This is a genomic window from Pseudomonas sp. DL (assembly GCF_047199225.1).
In the GTDB taxonomy this organism is placed as follows: domain Bacteria; phylum Pseudomonadota; class Gammaproteobacteria; order Pseudomonadales; family Pseudomonadaceae; genus Pseudomonas; species Pseudomonas aeruginosa.
This window is the reverse complement of sequence record NZ_CP178323.1, coordinates 2,247,689-2,269,830: the sequence shown is the minus strand read 5'-3', so window position 1 is coordinate 2,269,830 and position 22,142 is coordinate 2,247,689. Positions and strand designations below refer to the sequence as shown.

Annotated in this window: 22 protein-coding genes; 11 read left to right on the top strand and 11 right to left on the bottom strand. The window is 68.5% G+C overall.

Annotated elements, in window-relative coordinates:
- Positions 1–73: 73 nt before the first annotated feature.
- The 3 genes from ACI766_RS10650 to tesA all read right to left on the bottom strand — a co-directional run bounded on the left by ACI766_RS10650 (position 74) and on the right by tesA (position 2,062).
- The gene (locus ACI766_RS10650; protein ID WP_003090946.1) at positions 74–1,045 is read right to left on the bottom strand and encodes a L,D-transpeptidase family protein; all 972 of its coding nucleotides are present in this window, start codon (positions 1,043–1,045) and stop codon (positions 74–76) included.
- A gap of 77 nt (positions 1,046–1,122) precedes the next feature.
- Positions 1,123–1,401 (bottom strand): hypothetical protein, encoded by a 279-nt coding sequence (locus tag ACI766_RS10645; protein ID WP_003090947.1) that lies wholly within the window; start codon positions 1,399–1,401, stop codon positions 1,123–1,125.
- A gap of 55 nt (positions 1,402–1,456) precedes the next feature.
- On the bottom strand, positions 1,457–2,062 hold the full coding sequence (gene tesA / locus ACI766_RS10640; RefSeq protein ID WP_003114753.1) for an esterase TesA: 606 nt from the start codon (positions 2,060–2,062) through the stop codon (positions 1,457–1,459).
- A 10-nt stretch (positions 2,063–2,072) separates the two neighbouring features.
- On the opposite strand from tesA, the gene ACI766_RS10635 reads away from it, so the two are divergent.
- From ACI766_RS10635 to greB, 3 genes are read left to right on the top strand one after another with little or no spacing between them, the layout of a single operon-like run.
- Positions 2,073–2,756 carry an ABC transporter ATP-binding protein gene (locus ACI766_RS10635; protein ID WP_023087190.1) on the top strand — a complete coding sequence of 228 codons (684 nt, stop codon included), beginning with the start codon at positions 2,073–2,075 and terminating at the stop codon, positions 2,754–2,756.
- Between the two features lie 8 nt (positions 2,757–2,764).
- Positions 2,765–5,257, top strand: a complete 2,493-nt coding sequence (locus ACI766_RS10630; RefSeq protein WP_087823750.1) for an ABC transporter permease — start codon at positions 2,765–2,767, stop codon at positions 5,255–5,257.
- Between the two features lie 51 nt (positions 5,258–5,308).
- Positions 5,309–5,815: a transcription elongation factor GreB gene (gene greB, locus ACI766_RS10625; RefSeq protein ID WP_003090951.1), complete on the top strand. Its 507-nt coding sequence runs from the start codon at positions 5,309–5,311 to the stop codon at positions 5,813–5,815.
- Positions 5,816–5,827: 12 nt separating this feature from the next.
- On the opposite strand, the gene ACI766_RS10620 is transcribed toward greB, so the two are convergent.
- Complete coding sequence (locus ACI766_RS10620) at positions 5,828–6,145, bottom strand: hypothetical protein (RefSeq protein WP_003104187.1); 318 nt, start codon at positions 6,143–6,145, stop codon at positions 5,828–5,830.
- Positions 6,146–6,321: 176 nt separating this feature from the next.
- Between ACI766_RS10620 and thpR the strand changes: the two genes are divergently transcribed.
- The 3 genes from thpR to ACI766_RS10605 all read left to right on the top strand — a co-directional run bounded on the left by thpR (position 6,322) and on the right by ACI766_RS10605 (position 9,073).
- Positions 6,322–6,870: an RNA 2',3'-cyclic phosphodiesterase gene (gene thpR / locus ACI766_RS10615; RefSeq protein WP_060628159.1), complete on the top strand. Its 549-nt coding sequence runs from the start codon at positions 6,322–6,324 to the stop codon at positions 6,868–6,870.
- Between the two features lie 195 nt (positions 6,871–7,065).
- Positions 7,066–8,001: a triacylglycerol lipase gene (gene lipA, locus ACI766_RS10610; RefSeq protein WP_003143713.1), complete on the top strand. Its 936-nt coding sequence runs from the start codon at positions 7,066–7,068 to the stop codon at positions 7,999–8,001.
- A gap of 49 nt (positions 8,002–8,050) precedes the next feature.
- On the top strand, positions 8,051–9,073 hold the full coding sequence (locus ACI766_RS10605) for a lipase secretion chaperone (RefSeq protein WP_115282356.1): 1,023 nt from the start codon (positions 8,051–8,053) through the stop codon (positions 9,071–9,073).
- 166 nt (positions 9,074–9,239) lie between these two features.
- Here the strand turns inward: ACI766_RS10605 and ACI766_RS10600 are convergent, their stop codons facing one another.
- Positions 9,240–9,674, bottom strand: a complete 435-nt coding sequence (locus ACI766_RS10600) for a DoxX family protein (protein WP_003090958.1) — start codon at positions 9,672–9,674, stop codon at positions 9,240–9,242.
- 98 nt (positions 9,675–9,772) lie between these two features.
- Complete coding sequence (locus ACI766_RS10595; RefSeq protein ID WP_003114749.1) at positions 9,773–11,203, bottom strand: transglycosylase SLT domain-containing protein; 1,431 nt, start codon at positions 11,201–11,203, stop codon at positions 9,773–9,775.
- Positions 11,204–11,449: 246 nt separating this feature from the next.
- Between ACI766_RS10595 and ACI766_RS10590 the strand changes: the two genes are divergently transcribed.
- The 5 genes from ACI766_RS10590 to ACI766_RS10570 all read left to right on the top strand — a co-directional run bounded on the left by ACI766_RS10590 (position 11,450) and on the right by ACI766_RS10570 (position 16,511).
- Positions 11,450–12,253, top strand: coding sequence for a TatD family hydrolase (locus tag ACI766_RS10590; protein WP_009876725.1), 804 nt, complete (start codon positions 11,450–11,452; stop codon positions 12,251–12,253).
- Between the two features lie 138 nt (positions 12,254–12,391).
- Positions 12,392–13,864 (top strand): methyl-accepting chemotaxis protein, encoded by a 1,473-nt coding sequence (locus tag ACI766_RS10585; protein WP_003110283.1) that lies wholly within the window; start codon positions 12,392–12,394, stop codon positions 13,862–13,864.
- A 125-nt stretch (positions 13,865–13,989) separates the two neighbouring features.
- Positions 13,990–14,349 (top strand): Mpo1-like protein, encoded by a 360-nt coding sequence (locus ACI766_RS10580; RefSeq protein WP_009313874.1) that lies wholly within the window; start codon positions 13,990–13,992, stop codon positions 14,347–14,349.
- Between the two features lie 86 nt (positions 14,350–14,435).
- Positions 14,436–14,924: a hypothetical protein gene (locus ACI766_RS10575; RefSeq protein ID WP_003119860.1), complete on the top strand. Its 489-nt coding sequence runs from the start codon at positions 14,436–14,438 to the stop codon at positions 14,922–14,924.
- A 9-nt stretch (positions 14,925–14,933) separates the two neighbouring features.
- On the top strand, positions 14,934–16,511 hold the full coding sequence (locus ACI766_RS10570; protein ID WP_003114745.1) for a sensor domain-containing diguanylate cyclase: 1,578 nt from the start codon (positions 14,934–14,936) through the stop codon (positions 16,509–16,511).
- 8 nt (positions 16,512–16,519) lie between these two features.
- Here the strand turns inward: ACI766_RS10570 and ACI766_RS10565 are convergent, their stop codons facing one another.
- The 5 genes from ACI766_RS10565 to ACI766_RS10545 all read right to left on the bottom strand — a co-directional run bounded on the left by ACI766_RS10565 (position 16,520) and on the right by ACI766_RS10545 (position 22,038).
- Complete coding sequence (locus tag ACI766_RS10565) at positions 16,520–17,317, bottom strand: acyl-CoA thioesterase (RefSeq protein WP_003090970.1); 798 nt, start codon at positions 17,315–17,317, stop codon at positions 16,520–16,522.
- 80 nt (positions 17,318–17,397) lie between these two features.
- Positions 17,398–18,168 carry a CHAD domain-containing protein gene (locus ACI766_RS10560; RefSeq protein ID WP_003117634.1) on the bottom strand — a complete coding sequence of 257 codons (771 nt, stop codon included), beginning with the start codon at positions 18,166–18,168 and terminating at the stop codon, positions 17,398–17,400.
- Positions 18,165–20,171 carry a protein-glutamine gamma-glutamyltransferase TgpA gene (gene tgpA, locus ACI766_RS10555; protein ID WP_010793174.1) on the bottom strand — a complete coding sequence of 669 codons (2,007 nt, stop codon included), beginning with the start codon at positions 20,169–20,171 and terminating at the stop codon, positions 18,165–18,167. Before tgpA ends, ACI766_RS10560 begins: the two co-directional genes overlap by 4 nt.
- The gene (locus ACI766_RS10550; RefSeq protein ID WP_003122519.1) at positions 20,168–21,121 is read right to left on the bottom strand and encodes a DUF58 domain-containing protein; all 954 of its coding nucleotides are present in this window, start codon (positions 21,119–21,121) and stop codon (positions 20,168–20,170) included. Before ACI766_RS10550 ends, tgpA begins: the two co-directional genes overlap by 4 nt.
- On the bottom strand, positions 21,121–22,038 hold the full coding sequence (locus tag ACI766_RS10545; protein ID WP_003090974.1) for an AAA family ATPase: 918 nt from the start codon (positions 22,036–22,038) through the stop codon (positions 21,121–21,123). The genes ACI766_RS10550 and ACI766_RS10545 overlap by 1 nt, the downstream gene beginning before the upstream one ends.
- Positions 22,039–22,142 lie beyond the last annotated feature (104 nt).

Here is a 22,142-nt window from a genome sequence, read left to right as displayed (position 1 = left end):
GCCTGCGTTTCGCCGGGCATGAAAAAACCCGCGTCCCTTGCGGGTACGCGGGCCTCTGCCTCGACGCTCTCCGTCAGGGCGTAAGCTGGGTAGGATCGCTATCCACCGTCGCGGTCATCGCCGGCGCCGATTCCTGGGCGATTTCCACCGGCACGCCATCCTCCGAGGCCACCACTTCGCGGACCACGTCCCAGTTCAACTGGATACGCTTGGCCAGGTCGTCGCGCTTGAGCAGGGTGTTGATCACCGCGGTGTGCTTGTCCACCACCGACGGGTCGCCATGGTCGTTCAGCGGCGTATGCGCCTCCAGGTAGACCTTGCCGTTGCTCACGCCGAACTTGTAGGGCTCGTTGATGATACGCACGCTGGTGCCGACGCTGATCATCGAGAACAGGTGGGTCACGTCGGCGTTGTACATGCGGAAGCAGCCATGGCTGGTGCGGGTGCCGATGCCGAACTTCTTGTTCGAACCATGGATCAGGTAGCCCGGCACGCCCAGGGTCAGCTTGTACGGCCCCAGCGGATTGTCCGGGCCCGGCGGCACCACGGTCGGCAGCGGATCGCCATCGGCGGCGTGCTCGGCGCGGATCGAGGCCGGCGGATACCAGGCCGGGTCCTTGGTCTTGGCGGTGATGCGGGTGTTCGCGATCGGCGAACCCCAGCCCTCGCGGCCGATGCCCAGCGGATAGGTGTGCACCACGTTCTGCCCTTTCGGGTAGTAGTACAGGCGGTATTCGGCCAGGTTGATCACCACGCCTTCGCGCGGGCCAGGCGGCAGCACGAAGCGGGTAGGGATGATCACCTCGGTGCCGACGCCCGGCAGCCAGGGATCGACACCGGGGTTGGCGGCGACCATTTCGCTGTAGCCCAGGTTGTACTGCTCGCCGAGGTCGGCGAAAGTGTCCTCGTACTTGGCCTTGATCACCTGGACCTGGCCGACGACGTCCTCGCCCGGAGGCGGGAGCTGCAGTTCCAGGGCCGATGCGGAGCCGGCCGAAAGCAGCGCGGCGAAAGACAGTGAGACAACGGGTACGCGCGACAACATTCCGGAGAATCCTTGGCGAGTGCGATGAAGGAGTAGGAAAGACAGTGTAACACCCCGCCAGGTTTCACCGGGAGGGCTCAGACCAACCAGGACAGGCGCTCCCCGCGCTTTTCCGCCTCCAGTTGTTTCCGGCAATCGGGACACAGCAGCCGGTCGCGCAGACGCGCCCGTTCCAGCGGCTGCCAGCGCGGCTGGGCCGGCAGCAGCTTGCCGCAAAGCGTGCGGTCCGCCGGGGTATCCAGCTCCAGCTGACGCGCCACCACATGCACCCGGACCTCGCGACAGGCGAACAGGTCCAGCTGATCGTCGGGCTCGATCAGTTGATAGGCATAGAGGGTCCAGGCGGGACGCGGCATGGGGGGCTCCTGAGGGGTGCGCAACCTTAGCCGAAAGCGGTTTCCCGGGGAAGTCTCAAAGCAGCGGTTTCAGCGTCGGCCAGACATTTTCCAGGAGCCTCGGCTGGGCGGCGAGCGCCGGATGGATGCCATCCGCCTGCATCATCCCCTGGACCCCGCCGACCCCTTCGAGGAAAAACGGCACCAGGGCGGTCTTTTCCTGCGCCGCGACCGCGCCGTAGACCCTGGAAAAGGCCTCGATGTAGCGCGGGCCGTAGTTCGGTGGCAACTGGATACCCAGCAGCAGCACCTTCGCTCCTTCCGCCCGGGCCTTTTGCGCCATGCTGGCAAGATTCTGTTGCAATTGCGCCGGTGCCATTCCGCGCAGCCCGTCGTTGCCTCCCAGCTCGATCACCACCAGCGCCGGCTTCTCCTCGGCAAGCAGCGCCGGCAGGCGCGCCAGGCCGCCCGCGGAGGTGTCGCCGCTGATCGAGGCGTTCACCACCCGGTAGTCGTAACCTTCGTCGGCGAGGCGCTTCTGCAACAGGGCGACCCAGCCCTGGCTGGTATCCAGTCCCAAAGCGGCGCTGATACTATCGCCCACGACCAACAGCGTCTGCGCCGCGGCCTGCTGGGTCAGCAGGACCAGGGCCAGGCAGCCGCTCAACAGCAATGCACGCATCGGAACCTCCATGAGCGCCAGCATTCTCAACGCGCAGAACCTTAGCAAGGTTGTCGGTAGCGCGGAAGGCAAGTTGACCATCCTCCACGACCTCTCCCTCGACCTCGCCCGCGGCGACAGCCTGGCGATCATCGGCAGCTCCGGCTCCGGCAAGTCGACCCTGCTCGGCCTGCTCGCCGGGCTCGACCAGCCCAGCGGCGGCGAGGTCCGTCTCGCCGGGCACGCCCTCGGCGACCTCGACGAGGACCAGCGGGCGCGCGTCCGCGCGGCCCATGTAGGCTTCGTATTCCAGTCGTTCCAGTTGCTCGACAGCCTCGATGCGCTGGAGAACGTGATGCTGCCCCTGGAGCTGGAAGGCCGCGCCGACGCTCGCCAGCGCGCCAGAGAACTGCTCGAGCGAGTCGGCCTCGGCCAACGCCTGGGCCACTATCCGCGCCAGCTCTCCGGCGGCGAGCAGCAACGGGTCGCCATTGCCCGTGCCTTCGCGGCGGAGCCGGACGTGCTGTTCGCCGACGAACCCACCGGCAACCTCGACAGCGCCACCGGCGAGCGGATCAGCGACCTGCTCTTCGAACTCAACCGCGAACGCGGTACCACCCTGGTCCTGGTTACCCACGACGAGCGTCTGGCGCATCGCTGCCGGCGCCTGATCCGTCTGGAAAGCGGTCGCCTGATCGACCGGGTCGAACCCTGATGAAGCCGGTGCCCCTCTCCCGCCTGCTGAGCCTCGCCGGTCGCCAATTGTTCCGCGAGTCGCGCAGCGGCGAGCTGCGCGTGCTGTTCTTCGCCCTGCTGATCGCGGTCGCCTCGAGCACCGCCATCGGCTATTTCAGCGCCCGCCTGAACGGCGCCATGCTCGCCCGCGCCGCCGAGTTCCTCGGCGCCGACCTGGTGCTCAACGGTACCCAGCCGGCAAGCGCCGAACAGATCGAACGCGGCACCCGTCTGGGCCTGCGCCACGCCGACAGCGTCGAGTTTTCCAGCGTGATCGCCACCGACCAGGGCATCCAGCTCAGCAGCATCAAGGCGGTCGGCGACCGCTACCCCCTGCGCGGCCAGCTCAAGAGCGCTGCCGCGCCGTTCGCCGCCGAGCAGGCCGGCGGTCGTCCGCAGGCGGGCGAGGTATGGGTCGAATCGCGCCTGCTGGTCAGCCTCGACCTGAAGGTCGGCGACAGCATCGAGATCGGCCGCAAGCCGCTGCGCATCGCGCGCATCCTTACCTACGAGCCGGACCGCGCCGGCGACTTCTACAGCCTGACGCCCCGCGCCATGATGAGCCTGGCCGACCTCGATGCCACCGGGGTGGTCCAGCCGGGCAGCCGGGTGCGCTACCGCGATCTGTGGGAAGGCCCGCCGGAAGCCCTCCAGGCCTATCGCCAGCAGGTCAAGGGCAGCCTCGCCGCCAACCAGCGCCTGCAGGATGCCCGCGACGGCAACCGCCAGGTGGGCGATGCCCTCGGCCGTGCCGAGCGCTACCTGAACCTGGCCAGCCTGGCCGCGGTGCTGCTCGCCGGCGTCGCCGTGGCGCTGTCCGCCGCCCGTTTCGCTGCACGGCGCTACGACGCCAGCGCGCTGCTGCGCTGCCTCGGTCTGTCGCGCAGCGAAACCCTGCTCCTCTACGCGCTGCAACTGTTGCTGCTGGGCCTGCTCGCCAGCGCCATCGGCGCCCTGCTCGGCTGGTTGGCACAGCTCGGCCTGTTCCGCCTGCTCGCCACGCTGCTGCCGCCGGACGTACCAGCCGGCGGCCTGTTCCCCGCCTTCGCCGGGATCGCCACCGGCCTGGTAGCGCTGGCCGGCTTCGCCCTGCCGCCGCTGGCAGCCCTGGGCCGGGTACCGCCGTTGCGGGTCCTGCGCAGCGACCTGCTGCCGGTGCCGATGCGCACCTGGATGGCCTACGCCTGCGCCCTGCTCGCCCTGGGCCTGATCATGTGGCGGTTGAGTCTCGACCTGAAGCTGACCCTCGCCCTGCTCGGCGGCGGCCTGGTCGCCACGCTGGTGCTCGGCGCCCTCCTGCTGCTCGGCCTGAACGGCCTGCGCCGGGCACTGGCGCGTGCCAGCCTGCCATGGCGGCTGGGACTCGGCCAGTTGTTGCGGCACCCGCTGGCCGCCGCCGGACAGAGCCTGGCCTTCGGCCTGATCCTGCTGGCCATGGCCCTGATCGCCCTGCTTCGCGGCGAACTGCTGGATACCTGGCAGGCCCAGTTGCCGCCGGACGCCCCCAACCATTTCGCCCTGAACATCCTGCCGACGGAAAAGGACGCCTTCGAACGTCGCGTGCAAAAGCTCTCCCCCGGCGCCGAGCCGCTGTTCCCCATGGTTCCCGGGCGCCTGGTAGCGGTGAACGGCAAGTCGGTCCAGGCGCTCGACGAAGACGTGCGCAGCGAGCGTGCCCTGCAGCGCGACCTCGGCCTGACCTGGTCGGAGCGACTGCCCTCCGGCAACCAGCTCACCGCCGGACACTGGTGGAGCGCGCCGCAGCCGGGGGCGCTGCCGGGCGTGTCGGTGGAAGAGAAGCTGGCCGCCAACCTGCGTATCCAGGTCGGCGACCGGCTCACCTTCAGCGTCGCCGGGCAGAATCGCGAGGTCCAGGTCCAGAGCCTGCGCAAGGTGAAGTGGGACAATTTCCAGCCGAACTTCTTCATGGTCTTCCAGCCCGGCACCCTGACCGACCTGCCGGTGACCTACCTGACCAGCTTCTACCTGCCGGCCAGCCAGGAACGCGACCTGATCGAACTGGCCCGCGCCTTCCCCACCGTCACCCTGCTGCCGGTAGACGCCCTGCTGAGCCAGCTGCGGAGCATCCTCGACCAGGTCACCCTGGCCGTGGAGTACGTGCTGGTGTTCGTTCTCGCGGCGGGCTTCGTGGTGCTCTTCGCCGGTCTCCAGGCGACCCTCGACGAGCGCGTGCGCCAGGGTGCCTTGCTGCGCGCGCTGGGTGCCGAGCGCGAGTTGCTGCAACGTACCCGGCGGGTCGAGTTCGCCCTGCTCGGCGCAGTCAGCGGCCTGCTCGCGGCGCTCGGCTGCGAGGCGGTCAGCCTGCTTCTCTACCGACTGGTCTTCGACCTGCCGTGGCAAGCGCATCCCTGGTTGCTCGCGCTGCCTCTGGTGGGCGCCGTGCTGGTAGGCGGCGCCGGCCTGCTGGGCACCCGTCGCGCCCTCAACAGCAGCCCGCTGCGGGTCCTGCGCGAGGGCTGATCGGATACACTGGCAGGCTTTCATCCGTTCATTTGTGGAACCACCCGAACCATGAGTCGCTATCGTCCACCGCGCACCGCCGGCACCCCGCTGATCACTCCGGAGGGCGCCGCGCGGTTACGCGCAGAGCTGCATGAACTCTGGCACGTGCGCCGTCCCCAGGTGACCCAGGCGGTCAGCGAAGCCGCCGCCCTCGGCGATCGCTCGGAAAACGCCGAATACATCTACGGCAAGAAGATGCTCCGCGAGATCGACAGTCGCGTGCGCTTCCTGCGCAAGCGCCTGGAGAACCTGAAAGTGGTCGGCGAGCGGCCGGCGGATCCGAACCGGGTGTACTTCGGCGCCTGGGTGACCCTGGAAGACGAAGACGGCGAGCAGGCCCGCTATCGCATCGTCGGCCCCGACGAACTGGACCTGCGCAACAACCAGATCAGCATCGACTCGCCGCTCGCCCGCGCACTGGTCGGCAAGGAGCTGGACGCCGAGGTGCTGGTGCGCACCCCGGCCGGGGAAAAGCTCTGGTTCGTCGTCGAGATCGAGTATCCGCCGGCGCCCTGAGAGGCCACGCGCTCAGCGCAGGATGCGGCGGGTGATCAGGCCCTGGCGGGCGACCCGGATCAGTTGCCGGACCACCAGGTCCAGGTCTTCCGCCTCGGGGGCCTGGACCACGGCGAAGTCGAACGCGTCGCTGGGGAAGCGCGCCAGGTCCTTGCCGTCCTGGGCGAACTGGATAAGGAAGGTACGCGAACCGTTCCAGCGCTTCGGCCAGCCTTCGAGGTAACGGACGAGGGTCGGCTGGTGCGGGCCGCTGAGGAGAATCCTCGGGTTCCGCCGGACCAGGCCGGTGGTGATGGGTGCCAGGCGCAATTGCGTGCTGGGACAGGTCATGACGTCATGTCTCCGCCTCTTCGGTCCCGCTGGACAGCGGTGAGAGGCAACACCGAGCCAGCGCTTTAGCGGTATTTCGGCTGCTGCCGGGCGCCCCGCAAGTTGCTGTTTAAATCGGCGCACGCGCATCCTAGAAAAGCCGCATGGAGACTGTCAAGAAACACGCGGAGGCGCCCATGCCCGATCGCTCTCTTCGCCTGTTCTTCGCCCTGCCCTGCCCACCTCCCCTCGCCGAGCGGATCGGCCGGTGGCGCGATGGCCGGCCACTACCCGGACGCCAGGTGGCGACGGCGAACCTGCACCTGACCCTGGCCTTCCTCGGGCAGGTCCCGTCCGCTCGGCTCGAGGCCCTGCTGGACATGACCGCGGCCATCGAGGCCGCGCCCTTCGACCTGTGTCTCGACCGCCTGCTGCGCTGGAGAAACGGCATCCTGCTGCTGGCCCCCAGCCAACCGCCCGGCGCCCTCCTGCGCCTGCGCCGCGCCCTGCACTCCGGCCTTGCCGAACTGGAGCTGCCCGTGGAAACCCGCCCCTTCAGCGCCCATCTGACCCTGGCTCGCGATGCCGCGCCGCTGGAGGACGCCCCGCCACCCCCAACCTTCGTATGGCAGGTCGACCATTTCAGCCTGTTTTGCTCGCAAAACGACGCCGCGGGCGTGCGCTACCGCACACTCGGTCGCTGGGCGTTGTGCGGGGAAGATTCAAACGAGCGTTTCGCGCCGTAACAACCCGCCTCTTCCGCTCTGCCACGCAGGTTATGACCGGCCGCCAGGAAGCCGCGGATTTCCTGGCCTGGAGGAAAAAAGCCGAAGCTGGCACGGTTCCTGCGCAAGGGACAGCGAAGCGGTTCTCCCGGAAGGATTCGGGCGATGGCTGGCAGGACGCGCCCCTCGGCCCCATCAACCTGAGATGAGAACAACATGAAGAAGAAGTCTCTGCTCCCCCTCGGCCTGGCCATCGGCCTCGCCTCTCTCGCTGCCAGCCCTCTGATCCAGGCCAGCACCTACACCCAGACCAAATACCCCATCGTGCTGGCCCACGGCATGCTCGGCTTCGACAACATCCTCGGGGTCGACTACTGGTTCGGCATTCCCAGCGCCTTGCGCCGTGACGGTGCCCAGGTCTACGTCACCGAAGTCAGCCAGTTGGACACCTCGGAAGTCCGCGGCGAGCAGTTGCTGCAACAGGTGGAGGAAATCGTCGCCCTCAGCGGCCAGCCCAAGGTCAACCTGATCGGCCACAGCCACGGCGGGCCGACCATCCGCTACGTCGCCGCCGTACGTCCCGACCTGATCGCTTCCGCCACCAGCGTCGGCGCCCCGCACAAGGGTTCGGACACCGCCGACTTCCTGCGCCAGATCCCACCGGGTTCGGCCGGCGAGGCAATCCTCTCCGGGCTGGTCAACAGCCTCGGCGCGCTGATCAGCTTCCTTTCCAGCGGCAGCACCGGTACGCAGAATTCACTGGGCTCGCTGGAGTCGCTGAACAGCGAGGGGGCCGCGCGCTTCAACGCCAAGTACCCGCAGGGCGTCCCCACCTCGGCCTGCGGCGAGGGCGCCTACAAGGTCAACGGCGTGAGCTATTACTCCTGGAGCGGTTCCTCGCCGCTGACCAACTTCCTCGATCCGAGCGACGCCTTCCTCGGCGCCTCGTCGCTGACCTTCAAGAACGGCACCGCCAACGACGGCCTGGTCGGCACCTGCAGTTCGCACCTGGGCATGGTGATCCGCGACAACTACCGGATGAACCACCTGGACGAGGTGAACCAGGTCTTCGGCCTCACCAGCCTGTTCGAGACCAGCCCGGTCAGCGTCTACCGCCAGCACGCCAACCGCCTGAAGAACGCCAGCCTGTAGGACCCCGGCCGGGGCCTCGGCCCCGGCCCTTTCCCGGAAGCCCCCTCGCGTGAAGAAAATCCTCCTGCTGATTCCACTGGCGTTCGCCGCCAGCCTGGCCTGGTTCGTCTGGCTGGAACCTTCCCCCGCCCCCGAGACGGCGCCCCCGGCCAGCCCGCAGGCGGGCGCAGACCGCGCCCCGCCAGCAGCCTCCGCGGGAGAAGCGGTGCCGGCCCCCCAGGTCATGCCGGCCAAGGTCGCGCCGCTGCCAACCTCCTTCAGGGGCACCAGCGTCGATGGCAGTTTCAGTGTCGACGCCAGCGGCAACCTGCTGATCACCCGCGACATCCGCAACCTGTTCGACTACTTCCTCAGCGCCGTCGGCGAAGAGCCCCTGCAGCAAAGCCTGGACCGCCTGCGCGCCTACATCGCCGCCGAACTCCAGGAGCCGGCGCGCGGCCAGGCGTTGGCGCTGATGCAGCAATACATCGACTACAAGAAGGAACTGGTGCTGCTCGAACGCGACCTGCCGCGCCTGGCCGACCTCGACGCCCTGCGCCAGCGGGAAGCCGCGGTGAAAGCCCTGCGCGCGCGGATCTTCAGCAACGAAGCGCACGTGGCGTTCTTCGCCGACGAGGAAACCTACAACCAGTTCACCCTGGAGCGCCTGGCGATCCGCCAGGATGGCAAGCTCAGCGCCGAGGAAAAGGCCGCCGCCATCGACCGCCTGCGCGCCAGCCTGCCGGAAGACCAGCAGGAAAGCGTGCTGCCGCAACTGCAAAGCGAACTGCAGCAGCAGACCGCCGCCCTCCAGGCCGCTGGCGCCGGCCCGGAAGCCATCCGCCAGATGCGTCAGCAACTGGTGGGCGCCGAAGCCACCACCCGCCTGGAGCAACTCGATCGGCAACGCTCGGCCTGGAAGGGCCGGCTGGACGACTATTTCGCCGAGAAGAGCCGGATCGAAGGCAATGCCGGGCTGAGCGAAGCCGACCGCCGCGCGGCGGTCGAACACCTGGCCGAGGAGCGCTTCAGCGAACAGGAACGCTTGCGCCTGGGCGCGCTGGAACAGATGCGCCAGGCCGAGCAGCGCTGACCGGCACGGAAACGCCGAGAACGCGGCGAAGGGCGCTTCGGCGGATAACGCTACCCTCAGGGGTGCAGCCCTGGCGTGGCCAGCGAGGCGGAAACCTGTGCTGCGCGCCGCAACGAAAAAGGGCGGCCACCCGAAGGTGTCCGCCCTTTTTCGTCGCCAGCCCGGTTCAGCGGGACAGCTTGCCGTCCAGCGAGAACTTGCCGGCGCCATCGATCAGCAGCGCCACGCTGATCATCAGCAGGGTCAGGGCATATTCATAGCCGTTGTCGGTGATGAAGAAGCCATTGCCGATGTGCACGCTGAAGATCGCCACGATCATGGTGAAGCCCACCACCACCGACGCCGGACGCACCAGCAGGCCGATCACCAGCGCCAGGCCGCCGAAGAACTCGGCGCTGCCGGCCAGGGTCGCCAGCAGGTAGCCAGGGGTCAGGCCGATGGATTCGAACCACTGCGCCATGCCGTTCAGGCCGGCGCCGCCGAACATGCCGAAGAGCTTTTGCGAACCGTGGGACATCAGGGTAAGACCGGTGACGATACGCAGGATGGCCAGGCCGGCACCGGCGTTGGTCGACAGGATGGTCTTGATCAGTGGATTCATGGTGCGTCCTCAGGTGTGGGATAAGATGGGCACACTATAGGCAAGATAATTCGATATTAAAACCGTAAAAAACGCGTTATCAATATCGAATTTATAGATTATTTTTGAGCCGTCGCCGTCTTCGCACGCACCCCGGGCTCCAGGCGAACCCGTTCGCGCTCATATGCAAGGTAGTACTTGTTGACGCTGCTGACATAACTCACCACACCCATGCCTATCTCTTCCGCAGCCACCCGCTCGACCTGGAAGAACCAGCGATTCGGATCGAGCCCCCGGCGACGCGCCTGGGTGCGCAGGTTCTGTACCCGCTCCGGGCCCATGTTGTAGGCCGCCAGGGTGAACGCCAGGCGCTCGCGTTCGTCGAGGTGCTTGCTGGAGAAGAACTGCTTGCGGATCTTGGTCAGGTAGCGACTGGCGGCCAGCACGTTGCTGTCCTTGTCGTGCACATTGCCGACCCCGACGCTGCGCGCCGCCGCCGGGGTGATCTGCATCAGCCCGCTGGCGCCGCCGGAACCGCGCGCCTTCGGGTTCAGATGCGACTCCTTGTAGGCCACCGCCGCCAGCGCCAGCCAGTCCATGCTGCTCTGCCGCGCGTAGCGCTGCAGCAGTGGACGGACCGCTTCCAGGCGCTTGCGGTCCGCCGCGCCGAGGGGGTTGCGGACCTTGTAGGCGCGCCGGTAGACGCGCTGGAAAGCCACGTCCTGGTCGGCCGGCGCGCGGTAGTCGGCGAGGAAGCGGTCGATGGTCGCGCGCAGGGTGCTGGCATCGCGGCGCACGTACCAGGCCATGTCGGCGCGATTGTCCAGCACCAGGTGGCGGTCGACGCGCAGCTTCGGCAGCACCTTGGCCCAGCGTTCGGCGATGGGCTGCTCGACCACGGTGAAGCCGAGGATGCCTGCCTGGACCATTTCCATCACATCCTCGACGGCCAGGGAAGCGTCCAGCTTTTCGATACGGATCGGTGCCATGCGGCGTTGCGCCAGGCGCTGGTTGACCAGTTCGATGGCGCCCTCGGCGGCGCTGCCGGCCGGCAGCGGGATGGTCCGCCCGGACAACTGCTCCAGGCGCGTGTAGCGCCGGTTGCCTTTGCGCGCCACCAGCACCAGCGGCACATCGGCGCGCACCGGCGCGCTCGGGCTGACCTGCAGGCCGTCGTGCGCCGGCAGCAGTTCGCCGGGGGCGACCAGGTCGCCTTCGCCACGCTGCAGGGCGGCAAGCAACTGGTCCTTGGGCTTGGGTATGAGCTTGAGGGTGAGGTTCCGCGCGGACGGCGAGCGGCTGTTGAGGTATTGCTCGAAGGCGCGCAGGCGACGGTACTCGACGCCGATCGGCTCGCCCTTCACCTCGCCCGAGCTGTTGCGGCTCTGGTTGACCAGCACCTTGAGCACGCCAGCGCGGCGGATGCTCGCCAGGTCGCGGGTCTCCGGCTGTTCCCTGTGCCAGTTGTCCGGCTGGCCGGTGATGCGCGCAGCCGCCGGCAAGGGTGCGAGCACCAGCAGGCAAAGCGAAAGCAGCAACAGACGCGTCATCCAGGTCTCCAGAGGCCAGGCTCGATGTCCCTCTCCGGGGGACCGGATCAATCAGAGCATGGCAGTCTTGGCAAGTTCCTCTCCGACAGCGGCTGCAAACGGAGGCATTGGGTAGATAATCCGGGCGCCGAAGAACCCGATCTGCGATTATAACGGATTGTTCTACAAGCGGTTTGCCACCCATCTCCCGGCGGGTCCGGCGCGATCGAGGGGGCGCCGCCTCGCTGCGAATTCCAGGAAGGCACCATGCAACTCATCGATATCGGCGTCAATCTGACCCACGCCAGCTTCGCCCCGGAACGTGAAGCACTGCTCGCCCGCGCGCGCGCCGCCGGGGTGGTGCAGATGGTCATCACCGGCACCAGCCTGGCCGACAGCGAACAGGCGCTGCAGCTCTGCGGCGAACTCGACGAGGGCGGCCGGCTGTTTACCACCGCCGGCGTCCACCCCCACGAGGCCAGCCACTGGAACGCCGACACCGCTCGCGGCCTGCGCGCCCTGTTCGACGACCCGCGGGTACGCGCGGTGGGCGAATGCGGCCTCGACTTCAATCGCGACTTCTCTCCCCGTCCGGCCCAGGAAAAGGCCCTCGAGGAACAACTGGCACTGGCCGTCGAGCTACAGCGTCCGGTGTTCCTCCACGAACGCGACGCCAGCGAGCGCCTGCTGGCGATCCTGCGCGACTTCCGCGATCGCCTGCCGGCCGCCGTCGTACATTGTTTCACCGGCGAGCGCCGGGCGCTGTATGGCTACCTCGACCTCGACCTGCACATCGGCATCACCGGCTGGATCAACGACGAGCGCCGCGGCACCCACCTGCATGATCTGGTAGGCGAGATCCCGGTCGGCCGTCTCATGCTGGAAAGCGACGCGCCCTACCTGCTGCCGCGCAGCCTGCGGCCGAAGCCGAAGAACGGGCGCAACGAGCCGGCCTACCTGGTCGAGGTGCTCGACTGCGTGGCCCGCCATCGCGGCGAGAGCTCAGAGCGCCTGGCCGCTCACACCAGCGCCGCGGCGCGGGCGTTCTTCGGCCTGCCGACGATCGACTGAGATCGCCCTCAAGCTCCCGGCGGATCGGCCGCTAAGCTGACGAACGGTCTCGTTGACCCGCATCAACGATTGCCCCTTACTCAGCTTTCAAGATAATGGCGCCTTGCCATTAGCTTGCCGATAAGAAGAAATCCCCCTATGGGCACCTGGATCAGCGACATTCCACTGAAATACAAGTTCTGGGCCGTCAACGCGGTGGCCTTCTTCACCACCCTGCTGCTGGTGTTGTTCGCCATGCAGCAGGAAGCCGCCGGGCGCAACGCTTCCGCCCAGCGCGCCGCCGCCGCCGAGGGCGAGCTGGTTCAGAGCTGGCCAGCCGGCAGCGCCCTGCCCGCCCGCAGCAACCTGCTGCCGCTGGAACAGGCCGCGAGCCTGGGCGGCACCGCTGCCCAGGCGCTGGGCAAGGGGCAGGGTTGGATCGAGTTGTCCGGCGCGCGCCAGGGCGATACCCCGCTGCTCGGCGCCTGGGTCGGCCAGACCGGCTCCGGCCAGCGCTTCGCCGTGCTCGCCCCGGCCAGCGACCTGTGGCAGGTCTTCGCCGACCGGGCCGGCGCCTACGCCGTCGCCGTGCTGGTGCTGATGCTGGCGCTGCTGGCGGCCTCGCAACTGCTGATCCGCTTCATCCTCACCCACCTGCATACCCTCAAGGACGTGATGCTGCACGTCGAGAAGAGCGGCGACCTGTCCGCTCGCGTACCGCTGCAGGGACGCGACGAAGTCGGCCAGATGGCCAGTGCCTTCAACGCCATGCAGGCCGGCTACCAGCGCATCGTCGGCACCGTCGCCGCGGCCGCTACCAAGCTCGACGAAGGCGCCCAGGCGCTGGCCCGCAGCATGGGCCAGGTACGCCAGGGCATGCTCGGCCAGCAGAGCGAGACCGACCAGACCGCCACCGCGATCAACGAGATGTCCACCACGGTCTTCCATATCGCCCAGCACGCCGCCGACACCCGTGACCAGTCGCAGGAAGCCGACCGCCTAGCCGGCGCCGGCCAGCAGGCGGTGAGCCGGGTCAGCGCGTCGATCGCCGGGTTGTCCCAGGGCGTCCAGGACACCGCCGAGATGATCCAGAAGCTGGCCGAGGACAGCCAGAAGATCAGCGGCGTGGTCAACGTGATCCACGGCATCGCCGAACAGACCAACCTGCTTGCCCTCAACGCCGCCATCGAGGCCGCGCGGGCCGGGGAAATGGGCCGCGGCTTCGCCGTGGTGGCCGATGAGGTGCGCAACCTCGCCCGTCGCGTGCAGGACTCCACCGACGAGATCACCCAGATGATCCTCGCCCTGCAGTCGGGTACCCGCGACGCCGTGGAGTTCATGCAGGAAAGCTCGCTCAAGGCCGACGGTTGCGTCAGCCAGGCCGGCGACGCCGGCGAGGCGCTGGCGGCGATCGCCAACGCGGTGGCGCAGATGCGTGAAAGCAACACGCAGATCGCCGTCGCCGCGGAACAGCAGAGCCAGGTCGCGGAAGAGATGACCCGTTCGGTGGTGGGCATCCGCGACGTCACCGAACTCACCGTGCAGCAGACCGTCGAGTCGGCGGCCACCAGTCAGCAACTGGTCGACCTGGCGGGCGATCTGACCCGCGCCATCGGCCAGCTACGCCTCTGATCCGCAGGCGCACCTGCCTATCGCCCGGATAGGCAGGAACCATTCGCCGCGCTGCCGCACCCCGCCTAGACTCGACGACATGCAAGGATCCGCCCCGCGGGTCGCCGTCACGGAGTACCGAGAACATGGGCAAACGTCATCCCAACCTGCTCGCCTGGCAATGGCGCGGCTATGCCGCCAACCACCGCAACCCGACCAACCTGGTCCTGCACCTGATCGCCGTGCCGCTGTTCGTCGTCGCTGCGATCCTGCTGCTCGGCGGCCTGTTCGGCCTGGACCTGCTGCAGGTGGTGCTCGGTGTCATCGGCATCGGCGCCGGCCTGGCGATCCAGGCCAAGGGACACGCGCTGGAGGAACAGGCACCCGAGCCATTCAGCGATCGGCGCGACGCTGTCAGTCGCCTGCTCGTCGAGCAGTTCGTCACCTTCCCCCGCTTCGTCCTCAGCGGCGCCTGGTGGCGGGCTTGGCGCGAACGGCATAAGTGACAGTTCGTCCGGGATTTTGCACAGCCCTTCAGTTTTAGCGCGACGCTGCCGATATAATCGACGGAATCCTGTCGTGGACCGACAACATGCCGTCAACGCGTCAATTAATCGTCTTTCTCTGTTGCCTGGGGCTGCCTCTTGCCCAGGCCGCGGAGCCCGTGCCGCTGGGCGGACGTCCGATCGTCACCCTGCAGCGGTCCGGCGACGCTCCCGTACGGCTGACCCTGTCCGACCTCGAAGCCCTGCCCAGCGAGACCCTGGAAGCCCAGCTCCCCGGCGAGGCCAACGCCCGCTGGCAAGGCGTGCGCCTCAGCCTGTTGCTGCGCCACCTGGACCTGGCGCCGCCCACGCGCCTGCGCGTGCTGGCGCTGAACGACTACTCGGCGATCATCCCGTACAGCGACCTCGACAGCTACCAGCCCATCCTCGCCTATCGCCGCAACGGCGCCTACATGGCGATCCGCGAACGCGGACCGCTTTTCATCATCTACCCGATGGCCCGCTATCCTGAGTTGAGAAACCAGGTCTACTACAACCGTACCGTCTGGCAGGTCAGCTCCATCACTCTTGAGTAAGTAACGGACATGACTGTGCCGCTGCTCGATCCGACAAAGCTGCGCCGGCAACGCCAGATCATGGGGCTGTTGCTCGGCCTGGTGCTGCTCATGGCGCTGATCGCCGGGGCTGCGCTGTGGCTGGCGGTGCGCCAGGCCCAGCAACTGGCCCAGCCGAACCTGCACAACGAGCTGTGGCAGACCTACTCGCTGCGCGCCGAACTGGATCGCACGCTGGACGCCGCGCGGCACACCGAGAGCGGCGAAGGCCAAGCCGACGACCTGGCGATCCGTCTCGAAGTCCTCGCCAGCCTGATCGCGCCGCTGCGCCGCCAGTCGTTGTTCAGGCATCTCGCCGAACCGCGTCCGGAGGTACAGGCCACCCTGCAACGCCTGATCGAGCTCAGCGATCGCTGGTCGGACCAGGCCCCCTGGGGCGATCCCGTCGCCGCGCGCCGCCTGGCCGCGGAGATCGTCCAGCAGGTTCCGCCCTTGCTCGAACCGACCCACCAGATCGTCGTCGCCAGCAACATCGCCCTGACCAACCAGTTGGACGTCGACCGCAAGCGCCTGCACCGGGCGTTCTACGCGTTGTTCTGGGCCCTGCTCGGGATCGGTGCCGGCGGTGCCCTGCTGGTGCTGCGCCTGGTCGCCGACTTCAAGCGCGCACAGCAACTGGCCGGGCATCTGATCGAGCTTAACGCCACCCTGGAGAAACGCGTCGGCGAGCGCACCCGCCAGCTCAGCGAAGGCAAGGCGCTGCTGCATTTCATCCTCGAGGCCAGCCCGAGCGACGTGGTCCTGCTCAGCGCCTGCGGCGCCAGCATCCATTACGTCAGCCCACGCCTGCTCAAGCGCCTGGGTTGCCAGGCCCAGGACGACTTCAACCTGCCCCGGCTGTTCGCCAGCGCCAGCGAATACAGCCGCCTGCAGAACGCCCTGGAGGCGCGCGGCCAGGTGGATGGCTGGGAAGCCCAGCTATGCGGGGAAACGCCTTGCTGGGCGGTGATCTGCGCGCGCCACCTGGAAATCGACGGCGAGCCGGCGACCCTGATCTGGTGCTACGACATCAGCCGGCGCAAGGCCATGGAGCAGGAACTGCGCCTGCTGGCCAGCACCGATACCCTCACCGGCCTGCACAACCGCCACTCGTTCCTGCACCAGGCGGAGCTCATGCTCAAGGCCGCCGAACGCTTCCGCCACCCCTGCGTGGCGCTGATGCTGGACATCGACCACTTCAAGAACATCAACGACAGCCACGGCCACCTGACCGGCGACCGCGCCCTGCAACGTGTCGCCGAGACCCTGCGCCAGGGCCTGCGCGAGGTGGACCTGCTCGGTCGCCTGGGCGGCGAGGAATTCGCCGCGCTGCTTCCAGAGGTCAGCCTGGACCAGGCGCTGGACGTCGCCGAACGGCTGCGCGCCGGCGTCGAGGCGCTACGGGTGAGCAATCCCGACGGCGAACCGCTGCGGATGACCGTGAGCATCGGCGTCGCCCTGCGCAGGGACGCCGGGGACGACCTGGAAAGCCTGCTGGTGCGCGCCGACAGCGCGCTCTACCAGGCCAAGAGCGGCGGGCGCAACCGCACCGAGTACGCGCCCGCCTGACATGCGCCTCAGCCGAACACCGTGACCATCTGCCGGCTGATCGCCAGCAACTGGCCGTCGGCGCTCCACATCCGCGCCGCCACGTGACCGTAGCCGTCGCGCGCCTCCTCGATCTCCGCCAGGTAACGGCACCAGTCGCCGCTGCCCTGCTGCGGCAGCGGCTGGAGGAACTCGGCGGTCCAGGTCAGCGAGCTGGCCATCGCCGGGGTGCCCAGGTGCGGCAACAGCGCCGGCGGCCAGGAGTCGAGCAGCGCCAGCAGGTGGGAAACCTCCATGGGCTCTCCCTCGGGTTCGTCGCGGAAACGCATCCAGCCGCCCATCTGGCGCGACTTGTTCGAAGAGAACGGCAGGCCGCCCACTGCCCAGCGCATGGCGATGTAGCGAGTGAACTCCGGGGTCACGTTACGGATATAGGGCAGCTCCTGGCTCTCTTCGGGGCCCTTCATCCCGGCCGCCGGCAACGCTTCCACCGCCACCGCCGACGCGCGGGCGACGCCGAAACTGGCCTGGACCAGCGTCACCACCTGCTCGCCCTGACGGACCTCGACCTGTACCTGGCTCACCGCCTTGCCCTCGCGCAACAACCGGGCGCTGAAGCTCGCCGGCTGCTCGGGGGCCAGCGGTCCGACGAAGCTGACGCCGATGGAGCGCAACGGACGCCCCGCCTCGACCACCGCAAGCATGGCCTCGTAGGCCAACGCCACCACCAGGCCACCGAAGGTGGCGCGGCCCTGGCCCCAACTGGCCGGTACTACCACCGAGGAAGGGTCGCGGCGGACCGCCTGGATCAATTCGGAAAAATTCATGTGTGCCTCGCGAGGGGATTCGAGGGCCCATCTTAGGCGAGGCGATCCTTGGGAAAAAGCCGATCGGAATACCGGCGGCCTCAGTGCTCGGCAAGCGCCTGCTGCAATGTCGACAGGGCCCGTCCGGCACGCTCCCGGGCCAGTTCGAAGCGTGCCGTCCAGACCTCTCGCACGGGCGCCAGGTCCGGCTCGCGCTGGCATCGCAACAGCCACTGCTCGAGGTCGTGCCAATCGCCCAGCGCCGACTGGGCCGCCTTGAGCGGCGCCAGCAGCGAGCCGGGAATGCTGCAATCGTGCGGATAGGCCTCCAGCCCGTAGCGCACGCGCTTGATCCGCAGCCGTAGCGGGTGCCAGTGCTCGTAGGTGGTGTCCGCCAGCTCGGCGCGCAGGGTCTTCCATTGCCGGCGCAGGCGCTTGCGCACCCGGCCGTGCAGGCCATCCAGCACGGCATGCCGCTGGGCCGTACGCAACAGGGCCGGCCAGACGTCCAGGCAAAGCTGCAGGCGGTGCAGCGGCTGGCTGGCGAGAACCGCCACGTAGCCGGACTCCAGCACCGGCCGGCGCACCGCCAGCGCATCCCGCAGCCCTTCGGCGGCGAGCGCCGGCAGCAGCACCTCCAGGTCGCGGATCGGCCCGCTGAGCCGCCCGACCTCGGCGGCGGCATGCTCCAGCTCCTCGACGCCGGGGACTCCGCGGATCGGCCGCAGCAGGCTGCGCAGACGGCGCAGGGCGATGCGCAGGTCGTGCAGTGCCTCGCCATCCGTGCGCGCCTCCAGGCGGGCGACCGCCGACATCAACGCCACCTGCTGGCCGATCACCTCGGCCAGCAGTTCATCGATGAACCCCGTCATGCCTGCTCCTCTCCCCGGCCATCCCGCGTGGGCGCGCGCACCAGGCGCCAGGGCAGCGCCCGGCGCAATGCGCGCAGACGCAACCCTGGATCATCGGCACCGCCATGTCCATAGCGTTGCGCTTCGAACGCGCCGACGAAGGCCGCGATGGCTGGCGCCTGCGCCGGCAGGACGCGGGCGGCGCGCTCGCCGTAGGAGCGTAGCCCTTCGCCGGGGGAACGGCGCAGGCCATGCATCTCCAGCAGGCGTTCGAAGCGGCGCAGTTGGCGGCTGCGCAGATCGCCACGGCCTTGCCAGGGCTTGAGCAGGAACAGCGCGAGCAGACCGACCGACAATATCGCCGCGGCACCGAGCAACAGGCCCAGTCGGGTCGGATCGAGCCCGCCGAACCAGCGCTGCAGGAAGGCGCCCTGCTGCTCCCCCTGGTAGGCCAGGACCCAGCGTTGCCAGCCATAGTTCAGGCTGTCCCAGGCCAGACGCATGTCGTTGAGCCAGGGCAGGCCACGGTAGCGCAACGGCGACAGCGGTGCGTCGGCGAGGTACTCGCTGTCCCCGGCCAGGGCCTGCTCCAGCCCCTGTTCGATCCGTTCGGGCGCCACCTGGTAGGTCGGGTCGACGCTCAGCCAGCCCTGCTCCGGCTGCCAGTATTCGACCCAGGCGTGGGCGTCGAACTGATGCACCAGCAGGTAGTTGCCCGCCGGATTCAGCTCGCCGCCCTGGTAGCCGGCCACCACTCGCGCAGGAATGCCCGCGGCGCGCAGGACGAAAGCCATCGCCCCGGCGTAATGCGCGCAGAAGCCGCTGCGCGTGTCGAACAGGAAATCGTCCACCCCGTCGGCACCGGTCGCTGGCGGTTTCAGGGTGTAGGCGAAAGGCTCGCGGTTGAAGCGCTGCAACAGGGCCGCGACCAGTGCCTGCGGTTGCGCATGGGCCTGGCGCAGTTGCTCGGCCAGGGCGCGCGCGCGCGGATTGCCGTGCATCGGCAACTGCAGGTTGCGCCAGCGCATGCGCGGATCGATGCTGGACTCGCGCAGCGCCTGTGGCCAGGAACTGGCTCGGTAGAACAGACGTTGCTCGACCGGCTGCCGTCGCTGCAGGTGGAAATCGCTCATCAGGCGCGTGTCGGTCTGGTCGGTCTGCGCCACGTCGAGGGCGAACAGCCAGGACTGCGAACTGGGCTGCATGATCACGTCGTAGCGCAGCTCGGGGCCACGCTTCTGCCAGTGCATAGCATCCTCGCCCGACCATTGCGGCGCCTGAGCCCAACGTCGTCCGTCGAAACGCTCCATGGTCAAGGCGCGCCAGTAGAGCTGCTCGCGCGGCGGCGGTGCGCCCTCGAAGCGGACCCGGAACGCCAGTTCGGCGGAGCGCCCAAGCTCGGCGATATCCCCTGGCGCCATGCTCTCCGAGAGTCCGGTGACCCCCTTGTTGCCGGGCATCGGCAACGACCACAGCGGCCCCAGGCGGGGGAAGAACAGGAACAGCAGGAGCATCAGCGGCAGCGCCTGCAGCAACAGCCCGCCGGCCAGCCGCAGGGTCGGCCAGGGCCGGCTGGCGAAAGCGCTCTGCTGCAAGCCGATCAGCGCCGCCAGCAACGCGGTCACCGGCAGCAGGCTGTACAGCGCGGCGAGGAAACCGTCGTCGAACAGGTAGCCCACCACCACTGCGAAGAAACCGAGGAACACCAGTACCAGCGCATCGCGGCGGGTCTTCATTTCCACCAGCTTGAGGATGAACGCGGCGATCAGCAGCACCGCCCCCGCGTCCAGGCCCACCAGGCTGCCGCGCGACAACCAGACCCCGGCCCCGGCGAGCAGCGCCAGGGCCAGCTTGACCCAGGCGCGCGGATAGCCGGCACGCATGCGGAAGACCTGCACCCGCCAGGCCGCGCAACCGAGCCACATGGCCGCGATCCACAGCGGCATGTAGGCCAGGTGCGGCAGGATCACCAGTACCTGCGCCACCAGCAGCCAGACCAGCGCGACCCGCGGAATCGCGTTCATCGCGCCGCTCCGAACAACGCTAGCGCACGCAGGCAGGCCTCGCGCTGGGCCTCGCCGCTGGCCGGTTGCAGGCGTGTGCCGGGCAGCGCCAGGCCATAGGGCTGCTGCCGCGCGGAGAGTTCCAGGACTGCATGGCACAAGCGGCCCAGGCGACTTTCGAGATCCCCGCCGAGGCGCTCGAATTCCAGCCACAAGTCTTCCCCACCGAGCGCGGCGAAGTCCTTCACCAGCAGCCCCTGGCCACGGGAAAACGCCTTCCAGTGCAGGCGCCGCCGCGAGTCGCCCGGCTGGTAGGCGCGCAGTCCCTGGTAGTCGTCGACGCCCGCGCTCGCCAGCGCGCGCCCCTGGTCCTCGGCATCCTCCGCGCCCGGCGCGAGGAACGGCTCGCCGGCCTGCGGCCGAGGGTAGACCAGCGCCTGCTGGCGCAGGTCGACCCAGCTCCAGGCCACCAGCAGGCCGAGGGGAAAGCGACTCTCCACCCGCAGGCGCCCCGGCCGCAGCCAGCCGCGTCGCTCGGTCGGGTGGAACAGCAGCACCTCGGCAGCCGCGTCGCCTGCCAGGTCGGCGTATTCCAGCGGCCGCTCCGGCCAGCCGACGGCGATGGCCTGGCGCGCCCGCCGCGGGCTTTCCAGGCGCACCCGGAAACCGGCGCGCTCGCCGGCGAACACCGGGTCCGCTCCCAACGCGGTGAGGCGCAGGCCAGCAAGGTTGCGATAGGTATGGAGGATGGTCACCACGCCCAGAGACAGCAGCAGGAAGGTCAACCCGTAGGCCAGGCTGTTCTGGTAGTTGATCGCCGCCAGCAGCATCACCAGCAGCGCCAGGCCGAAAGCGCCGCCCTGGCGGGTCGGCAGGATGAATACGCGACGCTGGTTCAGCTCGACGCTGCTCGCCGGCGGTATCCGCCGGTTCAGCCAGCGCTGCCAGCGCGGCCAGTTGCGCAGGCGCATCAGAGCGCCGGGACTTCGCGCAACAGCCATTGCACCAGCGCGCCGCCACCGTGCCCGGTGGGGTCCGCCTGGTCGCGCAGGCGATGCCCGGCGACCGCCGGCAACACCGCCTGGACGTCTTCCGGAATCACATAGTCGCGTCCCGCCAGCAGCGCCCAGGCACGCGCCGCGGCGAGCAACGCCAGGCTACCGCGCGGCGACAGGCCGAGGGCGAAGGCCGGCTGCGTGCGGGTCGCTTCGACCAGGCGCAGCACGTAGTCCACCAGCGCATCGCTGGCGCGGACCTTCGGCACTTCGGCCTGGAAAGCGGCCAGCGCCGCGTGGTCGAGCAAGGGTTCCAGGCGCGGCAGCAGATCGCGCCGGGCTTCGCCGAGCAACAGCGAGCGTTCCGCCGCGCGCCCGGGGTAACCCAGCGACAGGCGCATCAGGAAGCGATCCAGCTGCGATTCCGGCAGGGAGAAGGTGCCGCCCTGGCTGGCCGGGTTCTGCGTGGCGATGACGAAGAACGGTTCCGGCAAGGGCCGGGTGGCGCCCTCGATGGTCACCTGGCCTTCTTCCATCGCCTCGAGCAAGGCGCTCTGGCTTTTCGGCGTGGCGCGGTTGATCTCGTCGGCAAGCACCAGTTCGGCGAAGATCGGCCCGGGATGGAAGACGAATTGCCCGCTGTCCTTGTCGAACACCGAGGTACCGAGGATATCGCCCGGCAGCAGGTCCGAGGTGAACTGGATGCGCTGGAAACTGAGCCCGAGCACCCGCGCCAGGGCATGGCTGAGGGTGGTCTTGCCCATCCCCGGCAGGTCTTCGATCAACAGGTGCCCACGGGCCAGCAGGCAGGCCAGGGCCAGGCGCACCTGGCGGTCCTTGCCCAGGAGAATCTCATCGACCGCCTTCAGGCAGGCTTCCAGGGTGTTCAGCATCCCGACCTCGCGTTTCCGGGGAAAACAGCGATCCTACTGGCCTGGGGCCAGCCGGCAAGGCACTTGCAATTTTTCCTCACGAAACTGTGAAACCGTTGCCACCG